At 74.1% G+C, this 24,232-nt stretch carries 20 protein-coding genes; 19 read left to right on the top strand and 1 reads right to left on the bottom strand.

The annotated features are described in order from the left end of the window. Window positions 1–1,607 (top strand): S1C family serine protease (locus tag MHY85_RS12350; protein WP_239196706.1); only part of this gene is annotated, 1,607 nt, incomplete at its 5' end. Window positions 1,608–1,871: 264 nt separating this feature from the next. Here MHY85_RS12350 and MHY85_RS12345 read toward each other — a convergent pair. After that, window positions 1,872–3,206, bottom strand: coding sequence for an isochorismate synthase MenF (locus MHY85_RS12345; RefSeq protein WP_239196704.1), 1,335 nt, complete (start codon window positions 3,204–3,206; stop codon window positions 1,872–1,874). 73 nt (window positions 3,207–3,279) lie between these two features. On the opposite strand from MHY85_RS12345, the gene MHY85_RS12340 reads away from it, so the two are divergent. The 18 genes from MHY85_RS12340 to MHY85_RS12255 all read left to right on the top strand — a co-directional run. Beyond that, the gene (locus MHY85_RS12340; RefSeq protein WP_239196702.1) at window positions 3,280–3,981 is read left to right on the top strand and encodes a demethylmenaquinone methyltransferase; all 702 of its coding nucleotides are present in this window, start codon (window positions 3,280–3,282) and stop codon (window positions 3,979–3,981) included. Window positions 3,982–4,127: 146 nt separating this feature from the next. Next, entirely contained in the window at window positions 4,128–5,423 is a 1,296-nt protein-coding gene (locus MHY85_RS12335; RefSeq protein WP_239196700.1) for a geranylgeranyl reductase family protein, read from the top strand. Window positions 5,424–5,534: 111 nt separating this feature from the next. Beyond that, window positions 5,535–5,903: an NADH-quinone oxidoreductase subunit A gene (locus MHY85_RS12330; protein WP_147795390.1), complete on the top strand. Its 369-nt coding sequence runs from the start codon at window positions 5,535–5,537 to the stop codon at window positions 5,901–5,903. Window position 5,904: 1 nt separating this feature from the next. After that, a complete protein-coding gene (locus tag MHY85_RS12325) occupies window positions 5,905–6,456 on the top strand; it encodes an NADH-quinone oxidoreductase subunit B family protein (RefSeq protein WP_147795391.1) in 552 nt (183 codons plus the stop codon). Continuing rightward, window positions 6,453–7,250, top strand: coding sequence for an NADH-quinone oxidoreductase subunit C (locus MHY85_RS12320; protein WP_239196698.1), 798 nt, complete (start codon window positions 6,453–6,455; stop codon window positions 7,248–7,250). The genes MHY85_RS12325 and MHY85_RS12320 overlap by 4 nt, the downstream gene beginning before the upstream one ends. Window positions 7,251–7,302: 52 nt before the next feature. Further along, window positions 7,303–8,652, top strand: coding sequence for an NADH-quinone oxidoreductase subunit D (locus MHY85_RS12315; protein ID WP_147795393.1), 1,350 nt, complete (start codon window positions 7,303–7,305; stop codon window positions 8,650–8,652). After that, entirely contained in the window at window positions 8,652–9,575 is a 924-nt protein-coding gene (nuoE, locus tag MHY85_RS12310; protein WP_239196696.1) for an NADH-quinone oxidoreductase subunit NuoE, read from the top strand. The genes MHY85_RS12315 and nuoE overlap by 1 nt, the downstream gene beginning before the upstream one ends. Then, complete coding sequence (gene nuoF, locus MHY85_RS12305; RefSeq protein WP_239196694.1) at window positions 9,575–10,915, top strand: NADH-quinone oxidoreductase subunit NuoF; 1,341 nt, start codon at window positions 9,575–9,577, stop codon at window positions 10,913–10,915. The genes nuoE and nuoF overlap by 1 nt, the downstream gene beginning before the upstream one ends. After that, the gene (locus MHY85_RS12300; protein ID WP_239196692.1) at window positions 10,915–13,593 is read left to right on the top strand and encodes an NADH-quinone oxidoreductase subunit G; all 2,679 of its coding nucleotides are present in this window, start codon (window positions 10,915–10,917) and stop codon (window positions 13,591–13,593) included. The genes nuoF and MHY85_RS12300 overlap by 1 nt, the downstream gene beginning before the upstream one ends. Further along, window positions 13,590–15,008, top strand: a complete 1,419-nt coding sequence (gene nuoH, locus MHY85_RS12295; protein WP_374233555.1) for an NADH-quinone oxidoreductase subunit NuoH — start codon at window positions 13,590–13,592, stop codon at window positions 15,006–15,008. Before MHY85_RS12300 ends, nuoH begins: the two co-directional genes overlap by 4 nt. Further along, window positions 15,001–15,753: an NADH-quinone oxidoreductase subunit NuoI gene (gene nuoI / locus MHY85_RS12290; RefSeq protein WP_374233553.1), complete on the top strand. Its 753-nt coding sequence runs from the start codon at window positions 15,001–15,003 to the stop codon at window positions 15,751–15,753. Before nuoH ends, nuoI begins: the two co-directional genes overlap by 8 nt. Continuing rightward, a complete protein-coding gene (locus MHY85_RS12285) occupies window positions 15,750–16,667 on the top strand; it encodes an NADH-quinone oxidoreductase subunit J (RefSeq protein WP_239196690.1) in 918 nt (305 codons plus the stop codon). The genes nuoI and MHY85_RS12285 overlap by 4 nt, the downstream gene beginning before the upstream one ends. Further along, a complete protein-coding gene (nuoK, locus tag MHY85_RS12280; RefSeq protein ID WP_147795399.1) occupies window positions 16,664–16,963 on the top strand; it encodes an NADH-quinone oxidoreductase subunit NuoK in 300 nt (99 codons plus the stop codon). The genes MHY85_RS12285 and nuoK overlap by 4 nt, the downstream gene beginning before the upstream one ends. Window positions 16,964–16,970: 7 nt before the next feature. Further along, on the top strand, window positions 16,971–18,890 hold the full coding sequence (gene nuoL, locus MHY85_RS12275; protein WP_374233551.1) for an NADH-quinone oxidoreductase subunit L: 1,920 nt from the start codon (window positions 16,971–16,973) through the stop codon (window positions 18,888–18,890). A gap of 10 nt (window positions 18,891–18,900) precedes the next feature. After that, complete coding sequence (locus MHY85_RS12270; protein ID WP_239196688.1) at window positions 18,901–20,520, top strand: NADH-quinone oxidoreductase subunit M; 1,620 nt, start codon at window positions 18,901–18,903, stop codon at window positions 20,518–20,520. Then, window positions 20,517–22,340 carry an NADH-quinone oxidoreductase subunit NuoN gene (nuoN, locus tag MHY85_RS12265; protein WP_239196686.1) on the top strand — a complete coding sequence of 608 codons (1,824 nt, stop codon included), beginning with the start codon at window positions 20,517–20,519 and terminating at the stop codon, window positions 22,338–22,340. The genes MHY85_RS12270 and nuoN overlap by 4 nt, the downstream gene beginning before the upstream one ends. Window positions 22,341–22,442: 102 nt before the next feature. Next, window positions 22,443–23,450, top strand: a complete 1,008-nt coding sequence (locus tag MHY85_RS12260; protein ID WP_239196684.1) for a polyprenyl synthetase family protein — start codon at window positions 22,443–22,445, stop codon at window positions 23,448–23,450. A gap of 27 nt (window positions 23,451–23,477) precedes the next feature. Then, window positions 23,478–24,232 (top strand): RDD family protein (locus MHY85_RS12255; protein WP_239196682.1); only part of this gene is annotated, 755 nt, incomplete at its 3' end.

The raw sequence follows: 24,232 nt of genomic DNA, 5'->3' as shown, positions 1-24,232 counted from the left end.
GTGCTGGGGCGCGGCCGGGGGCGGCCCCGGCCGCGCCCCAGCACGGCGGCTACCCGGCCCCGTACCCGCACGGCGCGCCGCAGCACCCGGGCGGGCAGCAGGCCGCCGGGCAGCAGCCCGGCCAGCAGCCGCGCTACGGCCAGTACGCGCCGCAGCAGCCGGCCGCGCCGCAGCAGCACGCCGCCGCGCCGCAGCCGCCGCACGGCCCCGCGCAGCCCGGGCCCGCGCCGCAGCAGGGCCACGACCCGCTCGCCGCCTTCCGCACCCCGGCCGGCGGCCAGGGCGGGCCCGGCGGCCCGCACGGGCCCCAGGGCCCGACCGGCGGCCCGGAGTACCCGGCCGCGTACGGCGCCCCCGGCGGGCCCGGCGGGGCGCCCACCCGCACCCGCACCGCGCGCGACCGGATCTGGCTCCCGGTGGCGAGCGTCGGCGTCGCGGCCGCGGTCCTCGCGAGCCTCGGCACGGCCGCGCTGACCGGCGCGTTCGACGCCGACGGCTCGGCGCGCTCGGCGAGCATCGCCTCGATCGGCCGGAGCAGCAACGACAGCGTCCCGGTGTCGGGCTCCTCCGAGGAGAACCCGGACTGGCAGGCCGTCGCGTCCGCCGTCAAGGACTCGGTCGTGGCGATCACCGTGACCACCGGATCCGGCGAGGCGCAGGGCTCCGGCGTGATCGTCGACGACGCGGGCCACATCGTCACCAACAACCACGTGGTGTCCGGCGCCCAGGACGACAAGGTGCAGGTCACGCTGACCGACGGCCGGATCTTCACCGCCGACGTCGTCGGCACCGACCCGACGACCGACCTGGCCGTCGTGAAGATCGCGGACGCGCCGGACGACCTGACGCCCGCCGCGCTCGGCGACTCGTCCGAGGTGACCGTCGGCGACCCCGTCATGGCCGTCGGCAACCCGCTGGGTCTGGCGAACACCGTGACCACCGGCATCGTCTCCGCGCTCGACCGCCCGGTGTCCACCACCGAGGACGGCAGCAACGAGGCCGTGGTCACCAACGCCATCCAGATCGACGCGGCCGTGAACCCCGGCAACTCGGGCGGCCCGCTGTTCGACGCGCAGGGCCGGGTCATCGGCATCACCTCGTCGATCGCGACGACCTCCAGCCAGTCGGGCTCGATCGGTCTCGGCTTCGCGATCCCGGTCAACCTGGCCGACATGATCGCCGGGCAGCTGATCGAGGACGGCACCGCGGAGCACGCGTTCCTCGGCGTCGGGCTCGCCGACAACACCGCGACCGCGGACGGCGTCACCCGCGCCGGCGCCCAGGTGCAGAGCGTCACGTCGGGCTCGCCCGCCGCCACCGCCGGCATCAAGGAGGGCGACGTGATCGTGGCGATCGACGGCAAGGCCGTGGCCGGCGCCGAGTCGCTGACCGGCTACGTGCGGGCGCACGCGTCGGGTGACGAGGTCACCTTGACGCTGGTCCGCGACGGCGCGTCGCTGGACGTCGACGTCACGCTGGCGGTCCGGCAGGAGACGGCGTCGAGCGACTCGGGCTCGGACGGCTCGGGCAGCACCGACCCGCGGAACATGACGCCGGACGAGCTCTGGCAGTGGTTCCAGCAGCAGCAGGGCGGCGGTCAGAACTGACCGAGCCCTCCAGGACGGCCCCCGGGCGGGATATCCCCTGCCCCGCCCGGCGGCCTCGGGGGTGGTGAGCCCGCACCTCGCCACCCCGACCGACGGCCCCCGCGGCGCGCACCCCCTGGCGCCCGCGGGGGCCGTCCCGCGCGCACCCGTCGCCGGCGCGCGCCCGTCGCCGAGATAGGACCGCCCACCCGAGAGAGGACCGTCCAGGGTCCTACCTCGGCGCGGAGGCCCTATCTCGGCGAGGAGGAGCGGGCGCGCGCCGGGTCAGTCCGCGGCGAGCGCCGTGCGCATCGGGACCAGCTTCGCGCGGGACTCCGCCAGCTCCGCGGCCGGGTCAGAGGCCGCGACGATGCCGCAGCCCGCGAACAGCCGCAGCCGGTGCGGGTCGGCGGGGTCGAGCTCCGCGGAGCGCAGGCCGATGCCCCACTCGCCGTCGCCGTCCGCACCGACCCAGCCGACGGGGCCGGCGTACCGGGCGCGGTCCATGCCCTCGATCGCCCGGATCAGGTCGCGGGCGGCCTCGGTGGGCGTGCCGCAGACGGCGGCGGTGGGGTGCAGCGCGGCCGCGAGGGCGAGCGACGTGGGGTGCGGGCCGCCGTCGGCGTCCGCCCCGGTCCCGCGCAGCACCGCGGTGACGTCGGACGCCAGGTGCAGCACGTTCGGCAGGTGCAGCACGAACGGGACGTCGGGCACGTTGGTCGACGAGCAGAACGGCGCGAGCGCCTGCGCGACCGAGGACACCGCGTACTCGTGCTCCTCGAGGTCCTTGGACGAGTGCGCGAGGATCGCGGCGCGCGCCAGGTCGGCGTCGTCGTCGCCGGTCCGGCGGATCGTGCCGGCGAGCACGCGCGACGTCACCAGGCCCTTGTCCGAGCGGACCAGCAGCTCGGGCGTCGCGCCGATGAGCCCGTCGACGGAGAACGTCCAGCAGGTCGGGTAGCGCTCGGCGAGCCGGCCGAGGGCGTGCCGGACGTCGAGCGGCTCGGTGGTCGTGGCGACCTCGTCCCGGGCGAGCACGACCTTGTCGAGCTCGCCGGCCCGGATGGCGGCGACGCCGCGGGCGACCACGCCCGGCCAGTCCTCGGCCGCGACGGCGCCGGAGGCGTAGGTCACGGCGCCGGGGGCGCGGACCGGGGTCAGGCCGGCGACGTGCCGGGCGACCAGCGACCAGTCCGGGGCCGCGCCGAGCGTGCCGGCGGTCTCGACGACCGTGAGCCACGCCTGCCCGTCGCGGCGGCCGACGACCACCCGCGGCACCACCAGGGCGCCGCCCGCGGCGGACAGGTCGTCGAACGCGAACGAGCCGAACGCGACCGGCCCGGTGCCGGGCAGCCCGACCTCGTCCCGGACCACGGCGTGCCGGACCAGGTCCTGCCACCAGCGCTCCGCCTCGGCGAACCGGTCCCGGCCCGCGACCTCGACCCGCGCGGCCTCTCCCCAGCCGACGAGGCCGTCGCCCCGGCGCACCCAGGTGAGCGGGGCGTCCGCGGGGAGCAGGGAGAGCAGGTCGTCCGGGGCGTCGATCCGGACGGTGCGCACCACGAGCGGCTCGGGGTGCGAGGACGCCGCGGCCTGGCGGTCGTCGAGGGGGCTGGTCATCGCGGACCAGGGTACGACCGCGCGGCGGGCGCCCGCGCGCGACCACCGCGCGCGACCTGACACGATGGGCCCCATGCCCCGCGCCTCGCTCGACAAGGACCCGCACGACGTCGCCACGATGTTCGACGGCGTCGCCCGCCGCTACGACCTGACCAACGACGTGCTGTCGCTCGGCCAGGACCGGATGTGGCGCAAGGCCACCCTGAAGGCGCTCGACGCGCTGCCGGGCGAGACCGTCCTCGACCTGGCCGCGGGCACCGGCACCTCGAGCGAGCCGCTGGCGGACGCCGGCGTGAAGGTCGTCCCGTGCGACCTGTCGACGGGGATGCTCACGGTCGGCAAGCGGCGCCGCCCCGACCTGCCGTTCACCGCGGGCGACGCGACGGCGCTGCCGTTCGCGGACGGGGTGTTCGACGCCGTGACGATCTCGTTCGGGCTGCGGAACGTGGTGGACACGGTCGGCGCGCTGGAGGAGATGCGCCGCGTGACGAAGCCGGGCGGCCGGCTGGTGGTGTGCGAGTTCTCGACGCCGACCTGGGCGCCGTTCCGCACGGTGTACTCGGGCTACCTCGTGAAGGCGCTGCCGGCGGTGGCGAAGGTCGTCGCGCGGGAGACGGCGGCGTACGACTACCTGGCCGAGTCGATCCAGGACTGGCCGGACCAGCTGGGCCTGGCGAAGCTGCTGAAGGAGGCGGGCTGGGGCTCGGTCGGGTACCGGAATCTGTCCGGCGGCATCGTCGCCCTGCACCGCGCCACGAATCCTGGGATCAATTAGCACGGAATGATGGGACGAAAGTCCCGGATAACCCCTGGTCAGGAGCAGCGACGCTACTGAGGCAAACCTTCGCAGACAGATCGTTGGTCGGATCACTAGACTCGCCCTGTCAACACGTGTGAAGGCATTCACAAATGGGGCGAACTGTGCACAGTGGCAAGAGCGATGACGCGGACGTCATCGTCGTCGGCGCCGGACCGGGTGGGTCCAGCGCCGCCTACCACTGCGCCGCCGCGGGCCTGTCGGTCCTGCTGCTCGACAAGGCGAGCTTCCCCCGGGACAAGATCTGCGGCGACGGCCTGACGCCGCGCGCGGTGGCCGAGCTGGTCCGGATGGGCGTGCCGCTGCGCGAGCAGGACGGCTGGATCCGGAACGTCGGGCTGCGCGTCCTGGGCGGCGGCCACGTGGTCGAGCTGCCCTGGCCCGAGCTGTCCTCCTACCCGTCGTACGGCCTGGCCCGCGCCCGCACCTCGCTCGACCACCTGCTACTCGAGCACGCCCGCGCCGCCGGCGCCAAGGTGCAGGAGCGGACCAACGTCACGGGCCCGCTCGTCGACGAGCGCACCGGTCGCGTGGTCGGCGTCCAGGCCCGCCCGGTCGACGCCGACGGCCGCCGCGCGGGGGACCCGGTCGAGTACCGCGCCCCCGTCGTGATCGCCGCCGACGGCGTGTCCGCCCGGCTCGCGACCGGCCTCGGCCTGGAGAAGCGCCAGGACCGGCCGATGGGCGTCGCCGTCCGGACCTACTTCGAGACGCCCCGCCACGACGACCCGTGGATGGAGAGCCACCTCGAGCTCTGGGACGGCAAGCCCGGCGAGTCGGACCTCATGCCCGGCTACGGCTGGATCTTCTCGCTCGGCGACGGCACCGCCAACGTCGGCCTCGGCTCGGTGTCCTCGACCGCCGCCGCGACCAAGGTCGACTACAAGGACCTGTTCGCGACGTGGATGGCGAACGCCCCCGCGGAGTGGGAGTTCACCCCGGAGCACCAGCTCGGCCCGGTGCGCGGCGCCGCGCTGCCGATGGGCTTCAACCGCGGCCCGCTGTACGGCCGCGGCCTCATGCTCGTCGGCGACGCGGCCGGGATGATCAGCCCGTTCAACGGCGAGGGCATCGCCTACGCGCTGCAGGCCGGCCGGGTCGCCGCGGACGCGATCGTCCAGGCCGCCGCCCGGGGCACCGCCGCCGGACGGGAGCGCGCGCTCGCCACCTACGGCGCGCGGATGAAGGACGACCTGGGCGGGTACTACACGCTCGGCCGGGTGTTCGTGAAGCTGATCGAGCGACCCGAGATCATGCGGGCCTGCACGCGGTACGGCCTGCCCCGCCCGCTGGTCATGAAGCTCACGCACAAGCTGCTCGCGGACTGCTACGAGCCGCACGGCGGCGACTGGGCCGACCGGACCATCGCCGCCCTCGCGCGTCTGGCGCCGGCCTCGTGACGGCCGCCGCCCGCACCGGGCCGCCCTGACGGGACGCGCCGGCCTCGCCCGCCGGCAGCACCCGCTCCGCAGCCCCACGGAAGCACTCCACCCCCCAACGGGAGAGCACCGATGACCAACCCGTACGTCCCCCTCCTCGTCATGATGGGGGTGGCCGCCGTCCTCGCGGTCGGCGGCCTCGCCGCCAGCGCCGTGATCGGCCCCAAGCGCTACAACCGCGCCAAGCTCGAGGCCTACGAGTGCGGCATCCAGCCGACCCCGCACGCCGTCGGCGGCGGCCGGTTCCCGGTGAAGTACTACCTGGTCGCGATGACCTTCATCATCTTCGACATCGAGGTCGTGTTCCTCTACCCGTGGGCCGTCAGCTTCGGTGAGCTGGCCGTCTTCGGGCTCGTGGCGATGGTGGGGTTCCTCGCGCTGATCACCGTGCCGTTCCTCTACGAGTGGCGGCGCGGCGGTCTCGAGTGGGACGAGGACTGAGATGGGTATCGAAGAGGCTCCCAGCGGCTTCCTGCTGACGTCGGTCGAGACGCTCGCCGGCCTGGTCCGGAAGGCCTCGCTGTGGCCGGTGACGTTCGGCCTGGCGTGCTGCGCGATCGAGATGATGGCGACCGGCGGTTCCCGGTTCGACATCTCCCGGTTCGGCATGGAGGTGTTCCGCGCCTCCCCGCGCCAGTCCGACCTCATGATCGTGGCCGGCCGGGTCAGCCAGAAGATGGCGCCCGTGGTGCGGCAGGTCTACGACCAGATGGCCGAGCCCAAGTGGGTGCTGTCGATGGGCGTGTGCGCCAGCAGCGGCGGCATGTTCAACAACTACGCGATCGTCCAGGGCGTCGACCACGTCGTGCCGGTGGACATCTACCTGCCCGGCTGCCCGCCGCGGCCGGAGATGCTGATCAACGCGATCCTCGAGCTGCACGAGCAGATCAAGGCCGAGCCGCTCGGCAAGAACCGCGCGGACATCGCCCGCGAGGTCGAGGCGGCCGCGCTGCGCGCCGAGCCGACCTCCCACATGACGGGGCTGCTGCGATGAGCGACGAGAAGAAGGACGCCGCCGAGGCCGCCAAGGCCGGGACCGCCGGGTCCGCCGACCCGGGCGCGCAGCGCACCAGCGAGGCCGCCCTGGAGGCGGGCGCGCAGCACGTGCCCGCGGACCGGACGCTGCCGCTCGAGGTCGTCGAGACCCGGCACGGCATGTTCGGCGTGCACGGGTCCGGCGACACCTCCGGGTTCGGCGGCCTCGTGCAGACCGTGGTGCTGCCCGGACCGAGCGAGCGGCCGTACGGCGGCTGGTTCGACGAGGTCGTGGACGTGCTCACCGAGCTGCTGGACGCCTCCGGGACCGGTGCCGCCGCGGCGCTGGAGTCCGTGGTCGTCGACCGCGGCGAGCTCACGCTGAACATCGCCCGGGAGCACGTGGTCGAGGTCGCGCGGCACCTGCGCGACGACCAGGACCTGCGGTTCGAGCTGTCGCTCGGCGTCAGCGGCGTGCACTACCCGCACGACACCGGCCGCGAGCTGCACGCCGTCTACCACCTGGTGTCCGTCACGCACGGGCGCCGGCTCCGGCTCGAGGTCGCCGCACCCGAGGGCGACCCGACCATCCCCAGCACCGTCGGGGTGTACCCGGCCAACGACTGGCACGAGCGCGAGACCTGGGACTTCTTCGGCATCGTCTTCACCGGCCGCACCGACCTGGCGCGGATCGAGATGCCGGACGACTGGCCCGGCCACCCGCAGCGCAAGGACTACCCGCTCGGCGGGATCCCGGTGGAGTACAAGGGCGCCACCATCCCGCCGGCCGACCAGCGGAGGACCTACTCGTGAACTCACCCCACGACATCGCTCGCTGCGCTCCCGATCTCGCGGGGGCCCCGAGATGAGCACGACGACCCCCAGGGCGACCGGCCACCTCGTCGACGACGAGACCGTCGGCCTGCGCACGTTCGAGGCGACCGGCGGCGACTGGTCCGACATCGCCGAGGAGGCGGCCCGGCTCGGCGAGCAGCGCATCGTCGTCAACATGGGCCCCCAGCACCCGTCCACCCACGGCGTGCTCCGCCTCATGCTCGAGATCGACGGCGAGACGGTGACCGAGGCCCGCGCGGGCATCGGCTACCTGCACACCGGCATCGAGAAGAACATGGAGTACCGCACCTGGACCCAGGGCGTGACGTTCTGCACCCGCATGGACTACGTCGCCCCGCTGTTCCAGGAGGCCGCGTACTGCCTCGCGGTGGAGAAGCTGCTCGGCATCACCGACGACATCCCGGTCCGCGCCAGCGAGATCCGGGTGCTGATGATGGAGCTCAACCGGATCTCCTCGCACCTGGTGTGCCTGGCGACCGGTGGCAACGAGCTCGGCGCCACCACGATCATGACCATCGGCTTCACCGCCCGCGAGGAGATCCTGCGGATCTTCGAGATGGTCACCGGCCTGCGGATGAACCACGCGTACATCCGCCCCGGCGGCGTCGCGCAGGACATCCCCCCGGGCGGACTCGACTCCGTGCGCGAGGCGCTGGTCGGCGTGCGCCGCTACCTCACGCAGCTCGAGGACCTCATGCTCGGCCAGCCGATCCTCAAGGGGCGGCTGCAGAACGTGGGCGTGCTGAACCTGGCCGGGTGCATGGCGCTCGGCATCACCGGCCCGATGCTCCGGTCCACCGGCCTGCCGTACGACGTCCGCAAGGCCGCCCCGTACTGCGGCTACGAGACCTACGACTTCGACGTCCCGGTCTCCGAGGGCTCGGACTGCTGGGACCGGATGGTCCTGCGCATCGAGGAGTGCTACCAGTCGATGCGGATCGTCGAGCAGGTCGTCGAGCGGCTGCAGGCCTCGGCCGGCACGCCCGTCATGGTCGAGGACAAGAAGATCGCCTGGCCCGCCCAGCTCGCCATCGGCAGCGACGGCATGGGCAACTCGCTCGACCACATCCGGGAGATCATGGGCACCTCGATGGAGGCCCTGATCCACCACTTCAAGCTGGTGACGGAGGGCTTCCGGGTCCCCGCCGGCCAGGCGTGGCAGACCGTCGAGCACCCCCGCGGCGAGCTCGGCGTGCACCTCGTCTCCGACGGGGGCACCAAGCCGTACCGGGCGCACTTCCGCGACCCGTCGTTCAACAACCTGCAGGCCGTCTCGGTGCTCTGCGAGGGCGGCCAGGTGGCGGACGTCGTCTGCTCCGTCGCCTCCATCGACCCGGTGCTCGGAGGGGTGGACCGCTGATGACCGCCATCGACCACCCGCGGATCCCCGGGACGGGGCGCCCGCGCGCGACGTACGACGACGCCACCCGCGAGCGGCTCGCCGCCGACGCGGCGCAGGTCGTCGCCCGGTACCCGGACCCGCGCTCGGCCCTGCTTCCGCTGCTGCACCTGGTGCAGTCCGAGGACGGCTACGTGAGCCCGGCGGGCATCGCGTTCTGCGCCGCCACGCTCGACCTGTCCACGGCCCAGGTGTCCGCGGTCGCGACCTTCTACACCCAGTACAAGCGCCGCCCCAACGGCGAGTACACGGTGGGCGTCTGCACCAACACGCTCTGCGCGATCATGGGCGGCGACGCGATCTGGGAGGACCTCACCGACCGGCTCGGCATCGGCCACGACGAGACGACGGCCGACGGCCGGATCACGCTCGAGCGGATCGAGTGCAACGCGGCCTGCGACTACGCGCCGGTCATGATGATCAACTGGGAGTTCTTCGACAACCAGACGCCGGACTCGGCTGCCGAGGTGGTCGGGAAGCTGATCGCGGGGGAGCCCGTGGCGCCGACCCGCGGGCCGTCCCGCGTGCAGACCTTCAAGCAGGTGTCCCGCGTGCTGGCCGGGTTCCCGGACGGCCTCGCGGACGAGGGCGTCGCGGCCGGCGAGCCGACGCTCCGCGGGCTCCGGCTCGCGCGGGAGAACGGCTGGACCGCCCCGTCGGTCGACGCCGCGCAGCGCGACGCCGCCCAGGAGCAGCAGGCCGAGCCCGCCGCCCCGGCCGCCGGCACCGCCGCACCGGGGGCGTCCGCGCCGCAGCCCGGGGGCGAGCAGTCCTCCGTCGACCGGCCCGCGGCCGGCGCCCCGGAGCGGTCCGCCGACCAGGAGAAGGCCGAGCACCGCGCCGACGACACGAGCAAGCCCGCCGACAGCGAGAAGGAGTCGTGATGGCCGACGCGACCACCCTGACGCCGGTGCTCAGCGACCGCTGGGACGCCGACCGCCCGTGGGACCTGCGCACGTACGAGTCCCGCGGCGGCTACCGCGGGCTGCGGAAGGCGCTGACGACGGCCGCCGCCGACGTGGTGACCACCGTCAAGGACTCCGGCCTGCGCGGCCGCGGCGGCGCCGGCTTCCCGACCGGCATGAAGTGGGGCTTCCTGCCCGCGCCGGACGGCGGACCGCGCTACCTGGTGGTGAACGCCGACGAGTCGGAGCCGGGCACCTGCAAGGACATCCCGCTGATGCTGGCGGACCCGCAGGTGCTGGTCGAGGGCGTGGCGATCACGTCCTACGCGATCGGCTGCCACCACGCGTTCATCTACCTGCGCGGCGAGGTCGTGCACGTCTACCGCCGGCTGCTGCACGCGGTCGAGCAGGCGTACGCGGCCGGCTACCTCGGGAAGAACATCCTGGGCAGCGGCTACGACCTGGACGTCACGGTGCACGCCGGCGCCGGCGCGTACATCTGCGGCGAGGAGACCGCGCTGCTCGACTCGCTCGAGGGCCGCCGCGGCCAGCCGCGCCTCAAGCCGCCGTTCCCCGCGGTCGCGGGCCTGTACGCGCGCCCGACGGTCGTGAACAACGTCGAGTCGATCGCCTCGGTGCCCGGCATCGTGGTCGGCGGCTCGGACTGGTTCCGCACGATGGGCACCGACCGGTCGCCCGGCCACGGCCTGTTCTCGCTGTCCGGGCACGTCAAGCACCCCGGCCAGTACGAGGCGCCGCTCGGCATCACGATGCGCGAGCTGCTGGAGATGGCGGGCGGGGTCCGTGAGGGTCACGAGCTGAAGTTCTGGACCCCGGGCGGGTCCTCGACGCCGATCTTCACCGCGGAGCACCTCGACGTCCCGCTCACCTACGAGGAGGTCGGCGCCGCCGGCTCGATGCTCGGCACCCGCGCGCTGCAGGTGTTCGACGACTCGGTGTCGGTGGTCAAGGCCGTGTCGCGGTGGACGCAGTTCTACAAGCACGAGTCCTGCGGCAAGTGCACCCCGTGCCGCGAGGGCACGTTCTGGCTGGCGCAGGTGCTCGGCCGCCTCGAGGCCGGCCAGGGCACGTCGGGCGACATCGACCTGCTGCTCGACCTGTGCGACAACATCCTCGGCAAGGCGTTCTGCGCCCTGGGCGACGGCGCGACCAGCCCGATCACCTCGGCGATCCAGTACTTCCGGGAGGAGTTCGAGGCGGGCACGCACACGCCCGCCGACGTGCTGTTCCCGCCGGAGCGCGCCTCGCTCTTCCCCTACACGCCGCGCCGCAGCGGCCAGCTCGCGGGAGCCCACTGATGACCGTCACCGCATCGAAGCCCGCCGGGTCGGGCGCGACGCCGCCGCCCGAGCCGAAGCCGGACGGGGTCACGTTCACCATCGACGGCATCGAGACCACGGTGCCGAAGGGCACCCTGGTCATCCGCGCCGCCGAGCAGCTCGGCATCCAGATCCCGCGGTTCTGCGACCACCCGCTGCTGGCCCCGGCCGGCGCCTGCCGCCAGTGCCTCGTCGAGGTCTGGGCCCCCGGCCGCGACGGCAAGGTCGCGAAGATGCCGAAGCCGCAGGCCTCCTGCACGCTGACCGCGACGCCCGGCATGGACGTCCGCACGCAGCGCACCTCCGCCGAGGCGGACAAGGCGCAGCACGGCGTGATGGAGCTGCTGCTCATCAACCACCCGCTGGACTGCCCGGTGTGCGACAAGGGCGGCGAGTGCCCCCTGCAGAACCAGGCGATGTCGAACGGCCGCAGCCAGACCCGGTTCGTCGACATCAAGCGGACGTTCCCCAAGCCGATCGCCGTCTCGACCGAGATCCTGCTCGACCGCGAGCGGTGCATCCTCTGCCAGCGGTGCACCCGGTTCTCCCGGGAGATCGCCGGCGACCCGTTCATCGACCTGCAGAAGCGCGGCGCGATGCAGCAGATCGGCCGGTTCGACGCCGACGTGCTGGGCTTCGCCGGCGCGGGGGTCGACGGCGAGGACGGGGCGGCCGACGGCACGCTGGCGTTCGACGACCGCGTGTTCCTCGGCGCCGACATCCCCGTCGGACCGGCTGCGCCCACAGTGGACGACGACCGATCTGGATCGCCGTTCGCGTCGTACTTCTCCGGCAACACCGTCCAGATCTGCCCGGTCGGCGCGCTGACCGGTGCCGCCTACCGGTTCCGCGCCCGCCCGTTCGACCTGGTGTCGACGCCGGGCGTCGCCGAGCACGACTCGTCCGGCGCGGCGATCCGCGTCGACCACCGGCGGGGCGTCGTGCTGCGCCGGCTCGCGGGGGAGGACCCCGAGGTCAACGAGGAGTGGATCACCGACAAGGACCGGTTCGCGTTCACCTGGCAGTCCGCCGCCGACCGGATCACCACGCCCCTGGTGCGGGACCGCGCCGAGGACGGCACCCGCGGCGAGCTGCACCCCGCGTCCTGGGCCGAGGCCCTCGAGGTCGCGGCCCACGGGCTGGAGCAGGCCCGCGCCGCGGGCGGCGTCGGGGTGCTCCCCGGCGGCCGGCTGACCGTCGAGGACGCCTACGCGTACGGCAAGTTCGCCCGCGTGGTGCTCGGCACCAACGACGTCGACCTGCGCGCCCGGCCGCACTCGGACGAGGAGCTCGCGTTCCTCGGGCACGCGGTCGCCGGCACCGGCCTGGGCGTCACGTTCCGCGACCTGGAGGCCGCGCCGACCGTCCTGCTCGCCGGCCTGGAGGCCGAGGAGGAGGCCGGGATCGTGTTCCTGCGGCTGCGCAAGGGCGTCGTCGCGGGCCGCACCAAGGTCCACGCCGTGGCGCCGCTGGCAAGCCGCGGGCTGGAGCGCCTGGACGGCACGCTGCTGCGCGCCGCCCCGGGCACCGAGCCCGAGGTGCTGGACGCCGTCGGCTCCGGCGACCTCGCCGACCTCGGGGCCGCGCTCGGCGGCGAGGGCGCGCTGGTCCTGGTGGGCGAGCGCCTGGCCGCCGTGCCCGGCGCCCTGTCCGCCGTGCTCCGGCTGGCCGACCGCACGGGCGCCCGCGTCGCGTGGATCCCGCGCCGTGCGGGGGAGCGCGGCGGCGTGGAGGCCGGCGCGCTGCCGACCCTGCTGCCCGGCGGCCGCCCGGTCGCCGACGCCGCGGCCCGCGTCGACGTCGCCGCCGCCTGGGACGTCGAGCACCTGCCCGCCGAGCCCGGCCGGGACACCGCCGCGATCCTCGCGGCCGCGGCGGACGGCACGCTCGGCGGCCTGCTGGTCGGCGGCGTGGACGTGCGCGACCTGCCCGACCCGGCCGCCGCCCGCGCGGCGCTGGCCGCGGCCGGCTTCGTCGTCTCCCTCGAGGTCCGCGCCTCCGAGGTCACCGCGCTCGCCGACGTGGTGCTGCCGGTCGCCCCGCCCGTGGAGCGCCCCGGCACGTACGTGTCCTGGGAGGGCCGCGTGCGGCCGTTCCCGCAGGCGCTCACCTCGACCGCGATGCCGGACCACCGCGTCCTCGACGCGCTGGCCGACGAGCTCGGCGTGACCCTCGGCCTGCGCACCGTCGCCGAGGTGCACGCGGACGCCGACCCGCTGACCGGCGAGTGGGACGGCGCGCGCGTCGCCGCCCCGGACGTCGCCGCCGCGGAGCCGCCCGCCGTCGCCCCCGGGCACGCCGTCCTGGCGTCCTGGCACCAGCTGCTCGACGCCGGCCGGCTGCAGGACGGCGAGCCGTTCCTCGCCGGCACCGCCAAGCGCCCGGTCGCCCGGCTGTCGCCCGCGACCGCGGAGGCGGCGGGGGTGCTGGACGGCGCGCCGCTGACCGTCGCCACCGACGCCGGGTCGATCACGCTCCCGGCGGTCGTCACCGACATGGCCGACCACGTCGTGTGGCTGCCCACCGCCTCGGCGGGGAGCCAGGTCCGGGACGCGCTCCGCGCGGTTCCGGGCGACCTGGTCCGGGTCGGGCCGGCGCCGGCCGAGCCCGTCGGCCCGACCGACGGAACCGCCACCGACGAGGAGGTGACCGCGTGACCGCGACCCTCGCGGCCGTGCTGCCCACCGCGCTCCCCGCCGCCGCGGCGGACGGCGGCGCGGCCGACTTCAGCCAGGACGTGTTCTGGGTCTGGCTGCTCAAGGCCGTCGGCATCCTGGTGTTCCTGCTGCTGAGCGTGCTCATCGCCATCTGGTTCGAGCGCCGCGTCGTCGGCCGGATGCAGCTGCGTCCCGGCCCGAACGTGCACGGCCCGTTCGGCCTGTTCCAGTCGCTCGCCGACGCGATGAAGCTGCTGCTCAAGGAGGACGTCACCGTCAAGGCGGCCGACAAGCTGGTCTACCTGGTGGCGCCGTTCATCGCCGTGTTCTGCTCGCTGCTCACCATGGCGGTCATCCCGTTCGGCCCCGAGGTGTCGATCTTCGGCGTGGTCACCCCGCTGCAGCTCACCGACTTCCCGGTCGCGGTGCTCTACATCCTCGCCTGCGCCTCGGTCGGCGTGTACGGCATCGTCCTCGGCGGCTGGTCGTCCAACTCGACCTACCCGCTGCTCGGCGCCGTGCGGTCCACCGCGCAGGTCATCTCGTACGAGCTCGCGATGGGCCTGTCCCTGGTCAGCGTGTTCATCCTGGCCGGGTCGATGTCGACCTCCGAGATCGTGGCCTCGCAGACGACGGTCTGGTGGCTGATCCCGCTCGCGCCGGCGTTCGTCATCTACGTCATCTCGATGGTCGGCGAGACCAACCGGCTGCCGTTCGACCTCCCCGAGGCCGAGGGCGAGCTGGTCGGCGGCTACACCACCGAGTACTCCTCGATGAAGTTCGCCTGGTTCTTCCTGGCCGAGTACATCAACATGCTCAACGTCTCGGCCGTCGCGACCACGTTGTTCTTCGGCGGCTGGCGCGCCCCGTGGCCGCTGTCCTGGATCGGCGACGGCGTGCTCAACACCGGCTGGTGGCCGCTGCTGTGGTTCGTCGCCAAGGTCTGGCTGTTCATGTTCCTGTTCGTGTGGATCCGCGGCACGCTGCTGCGGTTCCGGTACGACCAGTTCATGAAGTTCGGCTGGAAGGTGCTGATCCCGTCGGCGCTCGTCTGGCTGGTCTGCGTCGCGGTCGTCCAGGGCGTCCGCCAGTTCGGCGGTGCGGACGTCATGGCCATGCTGCCGTGGCTCGGCGGCGCGATCCTCGTGATCGTCGCGCTGTCGTTCCTCATCCCGGAGAAGAAGGCCGCGGCGCCCGCCGCACCGTCGGACGAGCCGTTCGACGCCTTCGCCGGCGGCTTCCCGGTGCCGCCCCTGCCCGGCCAGAGCCTGCCGCCGTCGCCGCGAGCGCGGCTGCGTGCGGCCGCCGCCGACGCCGCGCCCGCGTCGCCCGCCCTCGTCGGCGGACCCGCGACCGACCAGGGCGCGGACGGCGACGCCCCCGAGTCCCCCACCCAGGAGGTGCCGCGTGGCTGATACGCCGGACAAGTCTGTCGAGCGGAAGGCGGGTGGTGGCGAGGTCGCCCGGCCCGCCACGGTCCGCCCGTACGAGTCGCTGATCCCCAAGCGGAGCCCGGTCGCCGACGCGCTCGCGCCCGCCGCCGGGTTCGGCGTGACGATCAAGAACTTCTTCAGCCGGACCGTCACCGAGCAGTACCCGTTCGAGACGGCGCCCGTGAAGCCGCGGTTCCACGGCCGGCACCAGCTCAACCGGTACCCGGACGGGCTGGAGAAGTGCATCGGCTGCGAGCTGTGCGCGTGGGCGTGCCCCGCGGACGCGATCTACGTCGAGGCCTCGGACAACACCCCCGAGCAGCAGATGTCGCCGGGGGAACGGTTCGGCAGCGTCTACCAGATCAACTACCTGCGCTGCATCTTCTGCGGCCTGTGCATCGAGGCCTGCCCGACGCGCGCGCTCACCATGACCAACGACTTCGAGCTGGCGGGCCCGACCCGCGAGGGCCTGATCTACGAGAAGCAGGACCTGCTCGCGCCCCTGGCCGAGGGCATGCTCGCGGCCCCGCACCCGATGGTCGAGGGCACGACCGACACCGAGTACTACCGCGGCGAGGTCACCGGCCCGACGCCGGCGCAGGTCGACTGGGTCGCCGAGCAGCGCCCCGACGACCCGACGCTGGAGGCCGCGCGCCGCCGGGTCGGCTCTGCGCCGGCGACCGCCTCCGCCGAGGCGCCCGCCCCCGTGGGACGGGAGCCCCGATGACCCCGTCGACCGCCGAGACGGTCCTGTTCTGGGTGCTGGCGCCGATCATGGTGCTCGCCGCGTCCGGCCTGCTGTTCGCGCGCAAGGCGGTGCACGCCGCGCTGTGCGTCATCACCGTGATGATCTCGCTCGCGTTCCTGTACGTCGCCCAGGAGGCGCCGTTCCTCGGCGTCGTCCAGGTGGTCGTCTACACCGGCGCCGTCATGATGCTGTTCCTGTTCGTGCTCATGCTGGTCGGCGTGGACGCGTCCGACTCGCTCGTCGAGACGCTCAAGGGCCAGCGCTGGGTCGGCTGGCTCGCCGCGCTCGGCCTGGGCGTGGTGCTGGTCGGCGTCGTCGGCCGGGCCACCTACCCGGACGCCGTCGGCCTCGCCGAGGCGAACGCGCCCGGCAACCCGACCGGCGTCGCGCGGATCATCTTCGGCCAGCACGTGTTCGGCCTCGAGGTCGTCGGCGCCCTGCTGGTGACCGCCGCGCTGGGCGCCCTCGTGCTCACCCACCGGCAGCGCCTCAAGCCGCTGGTCAAGCAGCCCGAGCGCGCCGCGGCCCGCGTGGCCGCCGGCGCCCGGCTCACCCCGCTGCCCGCCCCCGGCGTGTACGCGCGGCACAACGCGATGGACGTGCCCGCGCTCGACCCCGACGGGAACCCGATCGACGAGTCCGTGCCCCGCGTGCTGCGGATCCGCGGCCAGGAGGCCGGCACCGCCGAGTACCGCGCGGACACCTACCGCCGCGCGGTCACGGCCGTGCTCGCCGAGCGCGGCACGGCCGTGACGGACGGGGAGGTCGACGCGGCCCTCGGAACCGTCGAGGACGACCCGCGGCCCGCCGCGGCACCGCCCGGGACCACGACCGGCCCGACGGCCGACATCGACCTCGGCGGCGGCTCGACCCGGACGGAGACCGAGCGGTGACCCTCACGAACTACCTGGTGCTGTCCGGGATCCTGTTCTCGATCGGCGCCGCGACGGTGCTGCTGCGCCGCAACGCGATCATCGTGTTCATGGGCGTGGAGCTCATGCTCAACGCGACCAATCTCGCGCTGGTGACGTTCTCCCGGCTGCACGGCGACCTGACCGGTCAGGTCATGGCGTTCTTCGTCATGGTCGTGGCCGCCGCGGAGGTGGTCGTCGGGCTGGCGATCATCGTGTCGATCTTCCGCACCCGGAAGTCGGCCTCCGTCGACGACATCAACCTGCTGAAGAGCTGAGGGGACTGTGGACGTGAACTCCCTCGCCCCGCTGCTGGTGGCGGTGCCGCTGGCGAGCGCGGCGGTGCTGCTGCTGCTCGGGCGGCGCTCCGACCGCTGGGGCCACTGGCTCGGCCTGCTGGCGTCGACCGCGGCGTTCGTCGTCGGCGCGCTGCTGCTGGTCGAGCTGCTCGGCCGGCCCGCGGACGACCGCTCGATCGACGTGCACCTGTTCGACTGGATCTCCGCGGGCCGGTTCGACCTGTCGGCCGGGCTGCTGGTCGACCCGCTGTCGCTCACCTTCGTCCTGCTGGTCACGTTCGTCGGCTCGCTGATCCACCTCTACTCGGTCGCGTACATGGCGCACGACGCCGCGCGGCGCCGGTTCTTCGCCTACCTGAACCTGTTCATCGCGGCGATGCTGATCCTGGTGCTCGCGGACTCCTACCTGCTGCTGTTCGTCGGCTGGGAGGGCGTCGGCCTGGCGTCGTACCTGCTCATCGGGTTCTGGAACCACCACACCCCGTACGCGGTCGCCGCGAAGAAGGCGTTCGTCGCCAACCGGATCGGCGACCTCGGCCTGCTGGTCGCGCTCATGCTCATGTTCGCGACGTTCGGCTCGGTGGACTTCGCGTCGGTCTCCGCCGGCATCGACGGCGGGCTCGCGTCCACCGCCACGCTCACCGCGACGGGCCTCATGCTGCTCCTGGCGGCCTGCGGCAAGTCGGCGCAGTTCCCGCTGCAGTCCTGGCTCGGCGACGCGATGGCCGGCCCGACCCCCGTCTCCGCGCTCATCCACGCGGCGACGATGGTCACCGCCGGCGTCTACCTGATCGTCCGGTCCGCGCCGGTGTTCGAGGGCGCGCCCACCGCGCAGCTCGTCGTGACGATCGTCGGCGCGATCACCCTGGTGTTCGGGGCGGTCGTGGGCTGCGCGAAGGACGACATCAAGAAGGCGCTCGCCGCGTCGACGATGTCCCAGATCGGCTACATGGTGCTCGCCGCGGGCCTCGGCCCGGTCGGGTACGCGTTCGCGATCTTCCACCTCGTGACCCACGGCTTCTTCAAGGCCGGGATGTTCCTCGGCGCCGGGTCCGTCATGCACGGCATGGACGACCAGACCGACATGCGCCGGTTCGGCGGGCTGCGCAGGTACATGGTGATCACCTGGGTGACGTTCGGCCTCGGCTGGCTGGCGATCCTCGGCGTCCCGCCGTTCTCCGGCTTCTGGTCGAAGGACAAGATCATCGAGTCCGCGTTCGTGGTGCCCGAGGGCGCCGGCGAGTGGCGGGCCTGGCTGTTCGGCGCGGTCGCGCTGATCGGCGCCGGGATCACCGCGTTCTACATGTCGCGGCTGTTCTTCATGACCTTCCACGGGACGAAGCGCTGGACGAAGGACGCGGACGGCCACGAGCCGCACCCGCACGAGTCGCCCGCGCTCATGACCATCCCGATGGTCGTGCTCGCGATCGGCTCGGTCGGCCTGGGCTTCGTGCTCCAGCTCGGCGGCGGCTTCACCACCTGGCTCGAGCCGGTCACGGGGCACGTCGAGCACCACGAGCCGGTGCTGCCGGTCGTGGTCATCCAGGTCGTCACGCTGCTGGCCGTCGCGGTCGGCCTCGTCCTCGCGTGGCGGCAGTACGCCTCGCTGCCGGTGCCGGAGACGGCGCCGGAGGGGTCCGCGCTGACCCGCGCGGCCCGGGTCGACCTCTACCAGGACGCCGTCAACGACGCCGTGCTGGTCGAGCCCGGCCGCCACCTGACCCGCTCGCTCGTCTACGGCGACCGCACCGCCGTCGACGGGACGTTCACCGGGCTCGGCCGCCTCACGGTCGGGATCGGGGAGCTCGTGCGCAGGCTGCAGACGGGCTACGCCCGCCAGTACGCCGCCACGATGCTGCTCGGCCTCGTCGTGCTGGCCGTCGTCGTCCTGGCACCTCGGATCTGAGGGGAAGTCGATGTCGTCCTCCGTCGCCACCACGGACGTGCCGTGGCTGACCCTCCTCATCGTGTGGCCGCTCGTCGGCGCGCTCGTCCTGTGGCTGCTGCCGCGGGGGTCGCGCGCCGCGGGCCCGGTCGACGCCGAGGCGATCACCGCCGGCCCCCGGCGGTACACCCGGCAGATCGCCCTCGGCGTCTCGCTCGTCGAGGTCGCCCTCGGCGTCGGCGCGCTGCTCGCGTTCGACACGGGCGCCGCCCGGGTGCACCAGCTGTCCGAGACCCACGCCTGGATCTCCCAGCTCGGCGTCTCGTACGCGGTCGGCGTCGACGGCGTCGGCCTCGCGCTGGTGCTGCTGTCGGTCGTGCTCGTGCCGGTCGTGATCCTCGCCGCCTGGCGGGAGCAGGGCTCCGGCGCGCTGCCGACCGAGCGGCTGCGGCACTACCTGGCGCTCGTCCTGGTGCTGACCGCGTTCATGGTCGCGGTGTTCGCCGCCCGGGACGTGTTCCTGTTCTACGTGCTGTTCGAGGCCATGCTGATTCCGGTCTACTTCATGATCGGCGCGTTCGGCGGCCCGCAGCGGCGGTACGCGGCCGTGAAGTTCCTGCTGTTCTCGCTCGCGGGCGGGCTCATCATGCTGGCCGGCGTCATCGCCCTCTACCTGCAGGGTCCCGGCGGCCCCCAGGGCTTCCTCACCGACAACCTCACCGGGCTCGACCTGCCGGTGGGGACCGAGCGCTGGCTGTTCCTCGCGTTCTTCGTCGCGTTCGCGATCAAGGCCCCGATGTTCCCGGTGCACACCTGGCTGCCCGACGCCGCCGAGCAGGCGCCCGCCGGGACCTCGACGCTGCTGGTCGGCGTGCTCGACAAGGTCGGCACCTTCGGGATGCTCACGCTCTGCCTGCCGCTGTTCCCCGAGGCGTCCCGCTGGGCGGCGCCGGTGATCATCGCGCTCGCCGTCGTGTCGATCCTCTACGGGGCGCTGCTCGCCATCGGGCAGCAGGACCTGTTCCGGCTCGTGGCGTACACCTCGGTCTCGCACTTCGGGTTCATCGTGCTCGGCATCTTCGCCTTCACGTCGACCTCGGTCGCCGGCTCGTCGTTCTACATGGTCAACCACGGGCTCTCCACCGGCGCGCTGTTCCTGCTGGTCGGGTTCCTCGCGGCCCGCCGCGGCTCCGCCCGCATCGAGGACTTCGGCGGCCTGCAGAAGGTCACCCCGGTGCTCGCCGGCGTGTTCCTGGTGACCGGCCTGTCCGCGCTCTCGCTGCCCGGCCTGTCGACCTTCGTGTCCGAGTTCCTGGTCCTGGTCGGGTCGTTCGGCACCAACCGCGCCGCCGCGGTGGTCGCGACCCTCGGCGTGGTGCTCGCCGCGGTCTACGTCCTGTGGACCTACCAGCGCCTGTTCACGGGCCCGGTGCGCGGCGACCTCGCCGGCACCCGGGACATCGGCGGTCGTGAGCGGTGGGTCGTCGGCCCGCTCATCGCGATCATGCTGGTGCTCGGCTTCTACCCGGCGCCCGCGCTGCGCCTGGTCGACGAGCCCGCCGCGCAGACCATCGAGCACGTGGGCGGCGAGCCGCCCGCGGTCGAGATGCCGATCGCCGTCGACGGCGACTCCGAGGGGAGCGAGCAGTGAGCTTCACCGTGCCCGACATCGCGTGGGCCCAGCTCGCGCCGGTGCTCATCGTCCTCGGCGCCGCCGTGGTCGGCGTCCTCGTCGAGGCGCTCGTGCCCCGCCGCGTGCGCCGCGTCGTCCAGCTGACGCTGACCCTGGTCGCGCTCGCGGCCGCCGTCGTCGCGGTCGCCGCGCTCTGGAACGGCGTCGCCGACACCGGCGGCACGGAGGTGCTCGGCGGGTCGCTGCTCGTCGACGGCCCGACGCTCGTGCTCTGGGCCATCACCGCCGTGCTGGCGCTGCTGGCCGTGCTCGTGATCGCCGACCGCACGGCCACGGGCGAGGACGCGTTCGCCCCGCAGGGCGCCGCGGTGCCCGGGTCCGGCTACGAGGAGGCGGCGCGCGCCGCCGGCCTGGAGCAGACCGAGGTCTACCCGCTTGTGCTGTTCGCGACCGGCGGCATGCTGATCTTCCCGGCGACGGGCGACCTGCTGACGCTGTTCGTGGCGCTCGAGGTGCTGTCGCTGCCGCTGTACCTGCTGACCGGGCTGTCCCGGCGGCGCCGCCTGCTCAGCCAGGAGGCGTCCATGAAGTACTTCCTGCTGGGCTCGTTCGCGTCCGCGCTGCTGCTGTTCGGCATCGCCCTGCTCTACGGGTTCTCCGGCTCCCTGCGGTACGCCGAGATCGCCGAGGCGGTCCGGACCGTGACCGGCATGGACGGGCTGCTGCTCGCCGGGTCGCTGCTGGTGCTCGCCGGCCTGCTGTTCAAGGTCGGCGCGGTGCCGTTCCACTCCTGGACCCCGGACGTCTACCAGGGCGCGCCCACCCCGATCACCGGGTTCATGGCCGCCTGCACCAAGGTCGCCGCGTTCGGCGCGCTGGTCCGGGTGTTCTACACGGTGGTCCCCGACCTGCGCTGGGACCTGGAACCGGTGATGTGGACCGTCGCGATCGCCACCATGGCGGTCGGCACGGTCGTCGCGCTGGTGCAGACCGACGTCAAGCGGGTGCTCGCGTACTCGTCGATCGCGCACGCGGGCTTCGTGCTCACCGGCGTGGTCGCGCTCGTGCAGTCCGGGATCACGGCCGTGCTGTTCTACCTCCTCGCGTACGGCGCGGCGACGGTGGGGGCGTTCGGGATCGTGTCGCTCGTGCGGGAGCGCGGGGCGGTGCGGTCGGGTGCGGCCGGCGCGGTGGGCGCGGCCGGTGCGGCCGGCGCGGCAGGTGCGCGGGTGCCGGCGCTGGCGGCCGCGGGGTCGTCGGCGCGCGCGGGCGCGTCGGCCGGCTCGACGGCGGACGTCGTCGGGACCGGCGCCGGGGCGGGAGCGGGGGCCGGGGACGGCGTCGACCGGCCCGCGGTCGCCGGGGCCGACGGCGAGGAGCCGCCGGTCGAGGCCGAGGGCCCGATCCTCGGCGAGGCCACGCACCTGTCCCAGTGGGCCGGCCTCGGCCGGACCAACCCGGTGCTCGCCACCACGTTCGCGCTGTTCCTGCTGTCGTTCGCGGGCATCCCGCTGACGGCCGGCTTCACCGGCAAGTTCGCGGTGTTCTCCGCGGCCGTCGAGGGCGGCGCCTGGCCGCTCGCGGTCGTCGGCGTCCTGGCCTCGGCCGCCGCCGCGTTCTTCTACGTGCGGATCATCGTGCTGATGTTCTTCACCAGCCCGCACGGCGGCCCGCGCGACGACGCTGACGACGAGGCCCGCCCGGGCGCCGTCGTCGTCGCCTCGCAGGGCTTCGCCGTCGTCGCCATCGGCGCCTGCGCCGTGCTGACCGTGCTGCTCGGCGTGCTGCCGGGGCCGGTCCTGGACGCCGTCGCGGGCGTCGCCCAGCTCCTGCCCTGACCGTCCTCGACCGCACGCGGCCGTGCGCCCGACCACCTGCGTGGCCGGGCGCACGGCCGCGTCGGTTCTGCCCCGGCCCGCCCGGCCAGATAGGTTCGTCCCGTGACTTCCCCGACCACCCTGCCGCTCGCCGATCCCGCGCTCGCCGAGCGCATCGCGGGACGACTCGACCTGGTCGAGGAGCGCCTGCGGACCGCCGTCGCGTACGCCGACCCGCTCGTGGACGACGCGGCGCACCACCTGGCGAACGCCGGGGGCAAGCGCCTGCGCCCGCTGCTGACGCTGCTGGCCGCCGAGCTCGGCGCCACCGCGGCCGCGGACGAGGTCCTGGACGCCGCCGTCGTGGTCGAGCTGACCCACCTCGCCTCGCTGTACCACGACGACGTCATGGACTCCGCGCCGCTGCGCCGGGGTGCACCCGCCGCCCACGAGGTCTGGGGCAACAACGTCGCGATCCTGGTCGGGGACCTGCTGTTCGCCCGCGCGTCCCGCACCGTCGCGCACCTCGGCCCCGAGGCCGTCATCATCCAGGCCGGCACGTTCGAGCGGCTCTGCCTGGGCCAGCTGCACGAGTCCACCGGCCCCGGCGCGGACGACGACGCCGTGCAGCACTACCTGCACGTGCTCGCCGACAAGACCGCCTCGCTCATCGCCACGTCCGCGCGGCTCGGCGCCATGTACGGCGGGGCGTCGCCCGAGGCCGTCGAGACCGTCGCCGCGTTCGGCGAGCGGATCGGCGTGGCCTTCCAGCTCGCCGACGACGTCCTCGACCTCACCTCCGAGGGCGACGTCTCCGGCAAGACCCCCGGCACCGACCTGCGCGAGCAGGTGCCGACGATGCCGGTGCTGCTGCTCCGGGAGCGCGCCGCGACGGGCGCCGACCCGGCCGACGCCGACCTCGTCGCCCGGCTCGACGGCGACCTGTCCGACGACGGCGTGCTCGCCCAGGTGCTCGCCGACCTGCGTGCGCACGACGTGGTCCGAGAGACCCGGGAGCGGGCCACCGCGCTCGTGTCCGAGGCCGTCGACCTGCTCGCGCCGCTGCCGGACGGGCCCGTGAAGGACTCGTTCGTGTCGTTCGCGGACGCCCTGGTCGACCGGGCGTCCTGACCCGCTGACGGCTTCGGGGGGAGCGGGATGAGCACGCCGACCACGGCGGGGGACGCCGGGGCGGGCGCGGCCGGGGTCTGCGCCGTGTGCGGCGCGGTGCTGGAGCCGGGCGCGGCGTTCTGCGGCGCGTGCGGTGCGCGGGTGCCGGCGGTGAGCGCGCCGGGTGCGGCGGCGAGCGCGAGCGCGCCCACCGTGGGCGCCGTGCGCAGGGAGCCGTCCGCACCGGCACGCGCGGGCGAGTCGCTGCGGGCGGAGCCGCCCGGGCCGGGACGGGGGGCGGCCGCGGCGCCGGGCTGGTCGCTGGGCGCCGACGTGGACGACGCCGTCGCGCCGGTGTGGCGCCGGCTCGTCGCCCTGCTGGTCGACCAGGCGCTGGCCGTGCTCGTCGGCAGCGCGGGTCTGCTCGCGGTGCTGCCCGCGCTGCGCTCCGACGGCTCGGTCGGCGCGCTCCTGGTGCCCGGCCTGCTCCTGCTGCTGCTCGCCGCGGGCCAGTGGTTCGCCGAGGCGTTCGGGGGCCGCACCGTCGGCGGCGCCCTGCTCGGCACCCGCACCGTGTCCGCCCGCACCGGCCGCGCGCCGGGTCTGTGGGCGGTGCTGGTGCGGAGCGTGGTCCAGGCGCTGGGCGTCCTGCTCGGGGGCGTCGGCGTCTACGTCGTCGCGGGCTCGGGCGCCTGGGACGAGGGCCCGGAGCAGCGTGGCTGGCACGACAAGGCCGCGGGCACCCTCGTGCTGCGCGCCCGTGCACCCCGCCGCGAGGACCCGGCGCCCGACCCCGTGGCACC

The sequence above is a fragment of the Cellulomonas sp. ACRRI genome, from assembly GCF_022346185.1.
Taxonomy (GTDB): Bacteria; Actinomycetota; Actinomycetes; order Actinomycetales; family Cellulomonadaceae; genus Cellulomonas.
Note: the sequence above shows the minus strand (reverse complement) of the source record. Positions and strands in the feature narration are given on the sequence as shown.

Bases quoted from the DNA above. Each gene is read 5' to 3' on its own strand.
- MHY85_RS12345 (WP_239196704.1), bottom strand. From the start codon at position 3,206: ATGACCAGCCCCCTCGACGACCGCCAGGCCGCGGCGTCCTCGCACCCC.
- MHY85_RS12340 (WP_239196702.1), top strand. From the start codon at position 3,280: ATGCCCCGCGCCTCGCTCGACAAGGACCCGCACGACGTCGCCACGATG.
- MHY85_RS12330 (WP_147795390.1), top strand. From the start codon at position 5,535: ATGACCAACCCGTACGTCCCCCTCCTCGTCATGATGGGGGTGGCCGCC.
- MHY85_RS12325 (WP_147795391.1), top strand. From the start codon at position 5,905: ATGGGTATCGAAGAGGCTCCCAGCGGCTTCCTGCTGACGTCGGTCGAG.
- MHY85_RS12320 (WP_239196698.1), top strand. From the start codon at position 6,453: ATGAGCGACGAGAAGAAGGACGCCGCCGAGGCCGCCAAGGCCGGGACC.
- MHY85_RS12315 (WP_147795393.1), top strand. From the start codon at position 7,303: ATGAGCACGACGACCCCCAGGGCGACCGGCCACCTCGTCGACGACGAG.
- nuoE (WP_239196696.1), top strand. From the start codon at position 8,652: ATGACCGCCATCGACCACCCGCGGATCCCCGGGACGGGGCGCCCGCGC.
- nuoF (WP_239196694.1), top strand. From the start codon at position 9,575: ATGGCCGACGCGACCACCCTGACGCCGGTGCTCAGCGACCGCTGGGAC.
- MHY85_RS12300 (WP_239196692.1), top strand. From the start codon at position 10,915: ATGACCGTCACCGCATCGAAGCCCGCCGGGTCGGGCGCGACGCCGCCG.
- MHY85_RS12285 (WP_239196690.1), top strand. From the start codon at position 15,750: ATGACCCCGTCGACCGCCGAGACGGTCCTGTTCTGGGTGCTGGCGCCG.
- MHY85_RS12270 (WP_239196688.1), top strand. From the start codon at position 18,901: ATGTCGTCCTCCGTCGCCACCACGGACGTGCCGTGGCTGACCCTCCTC.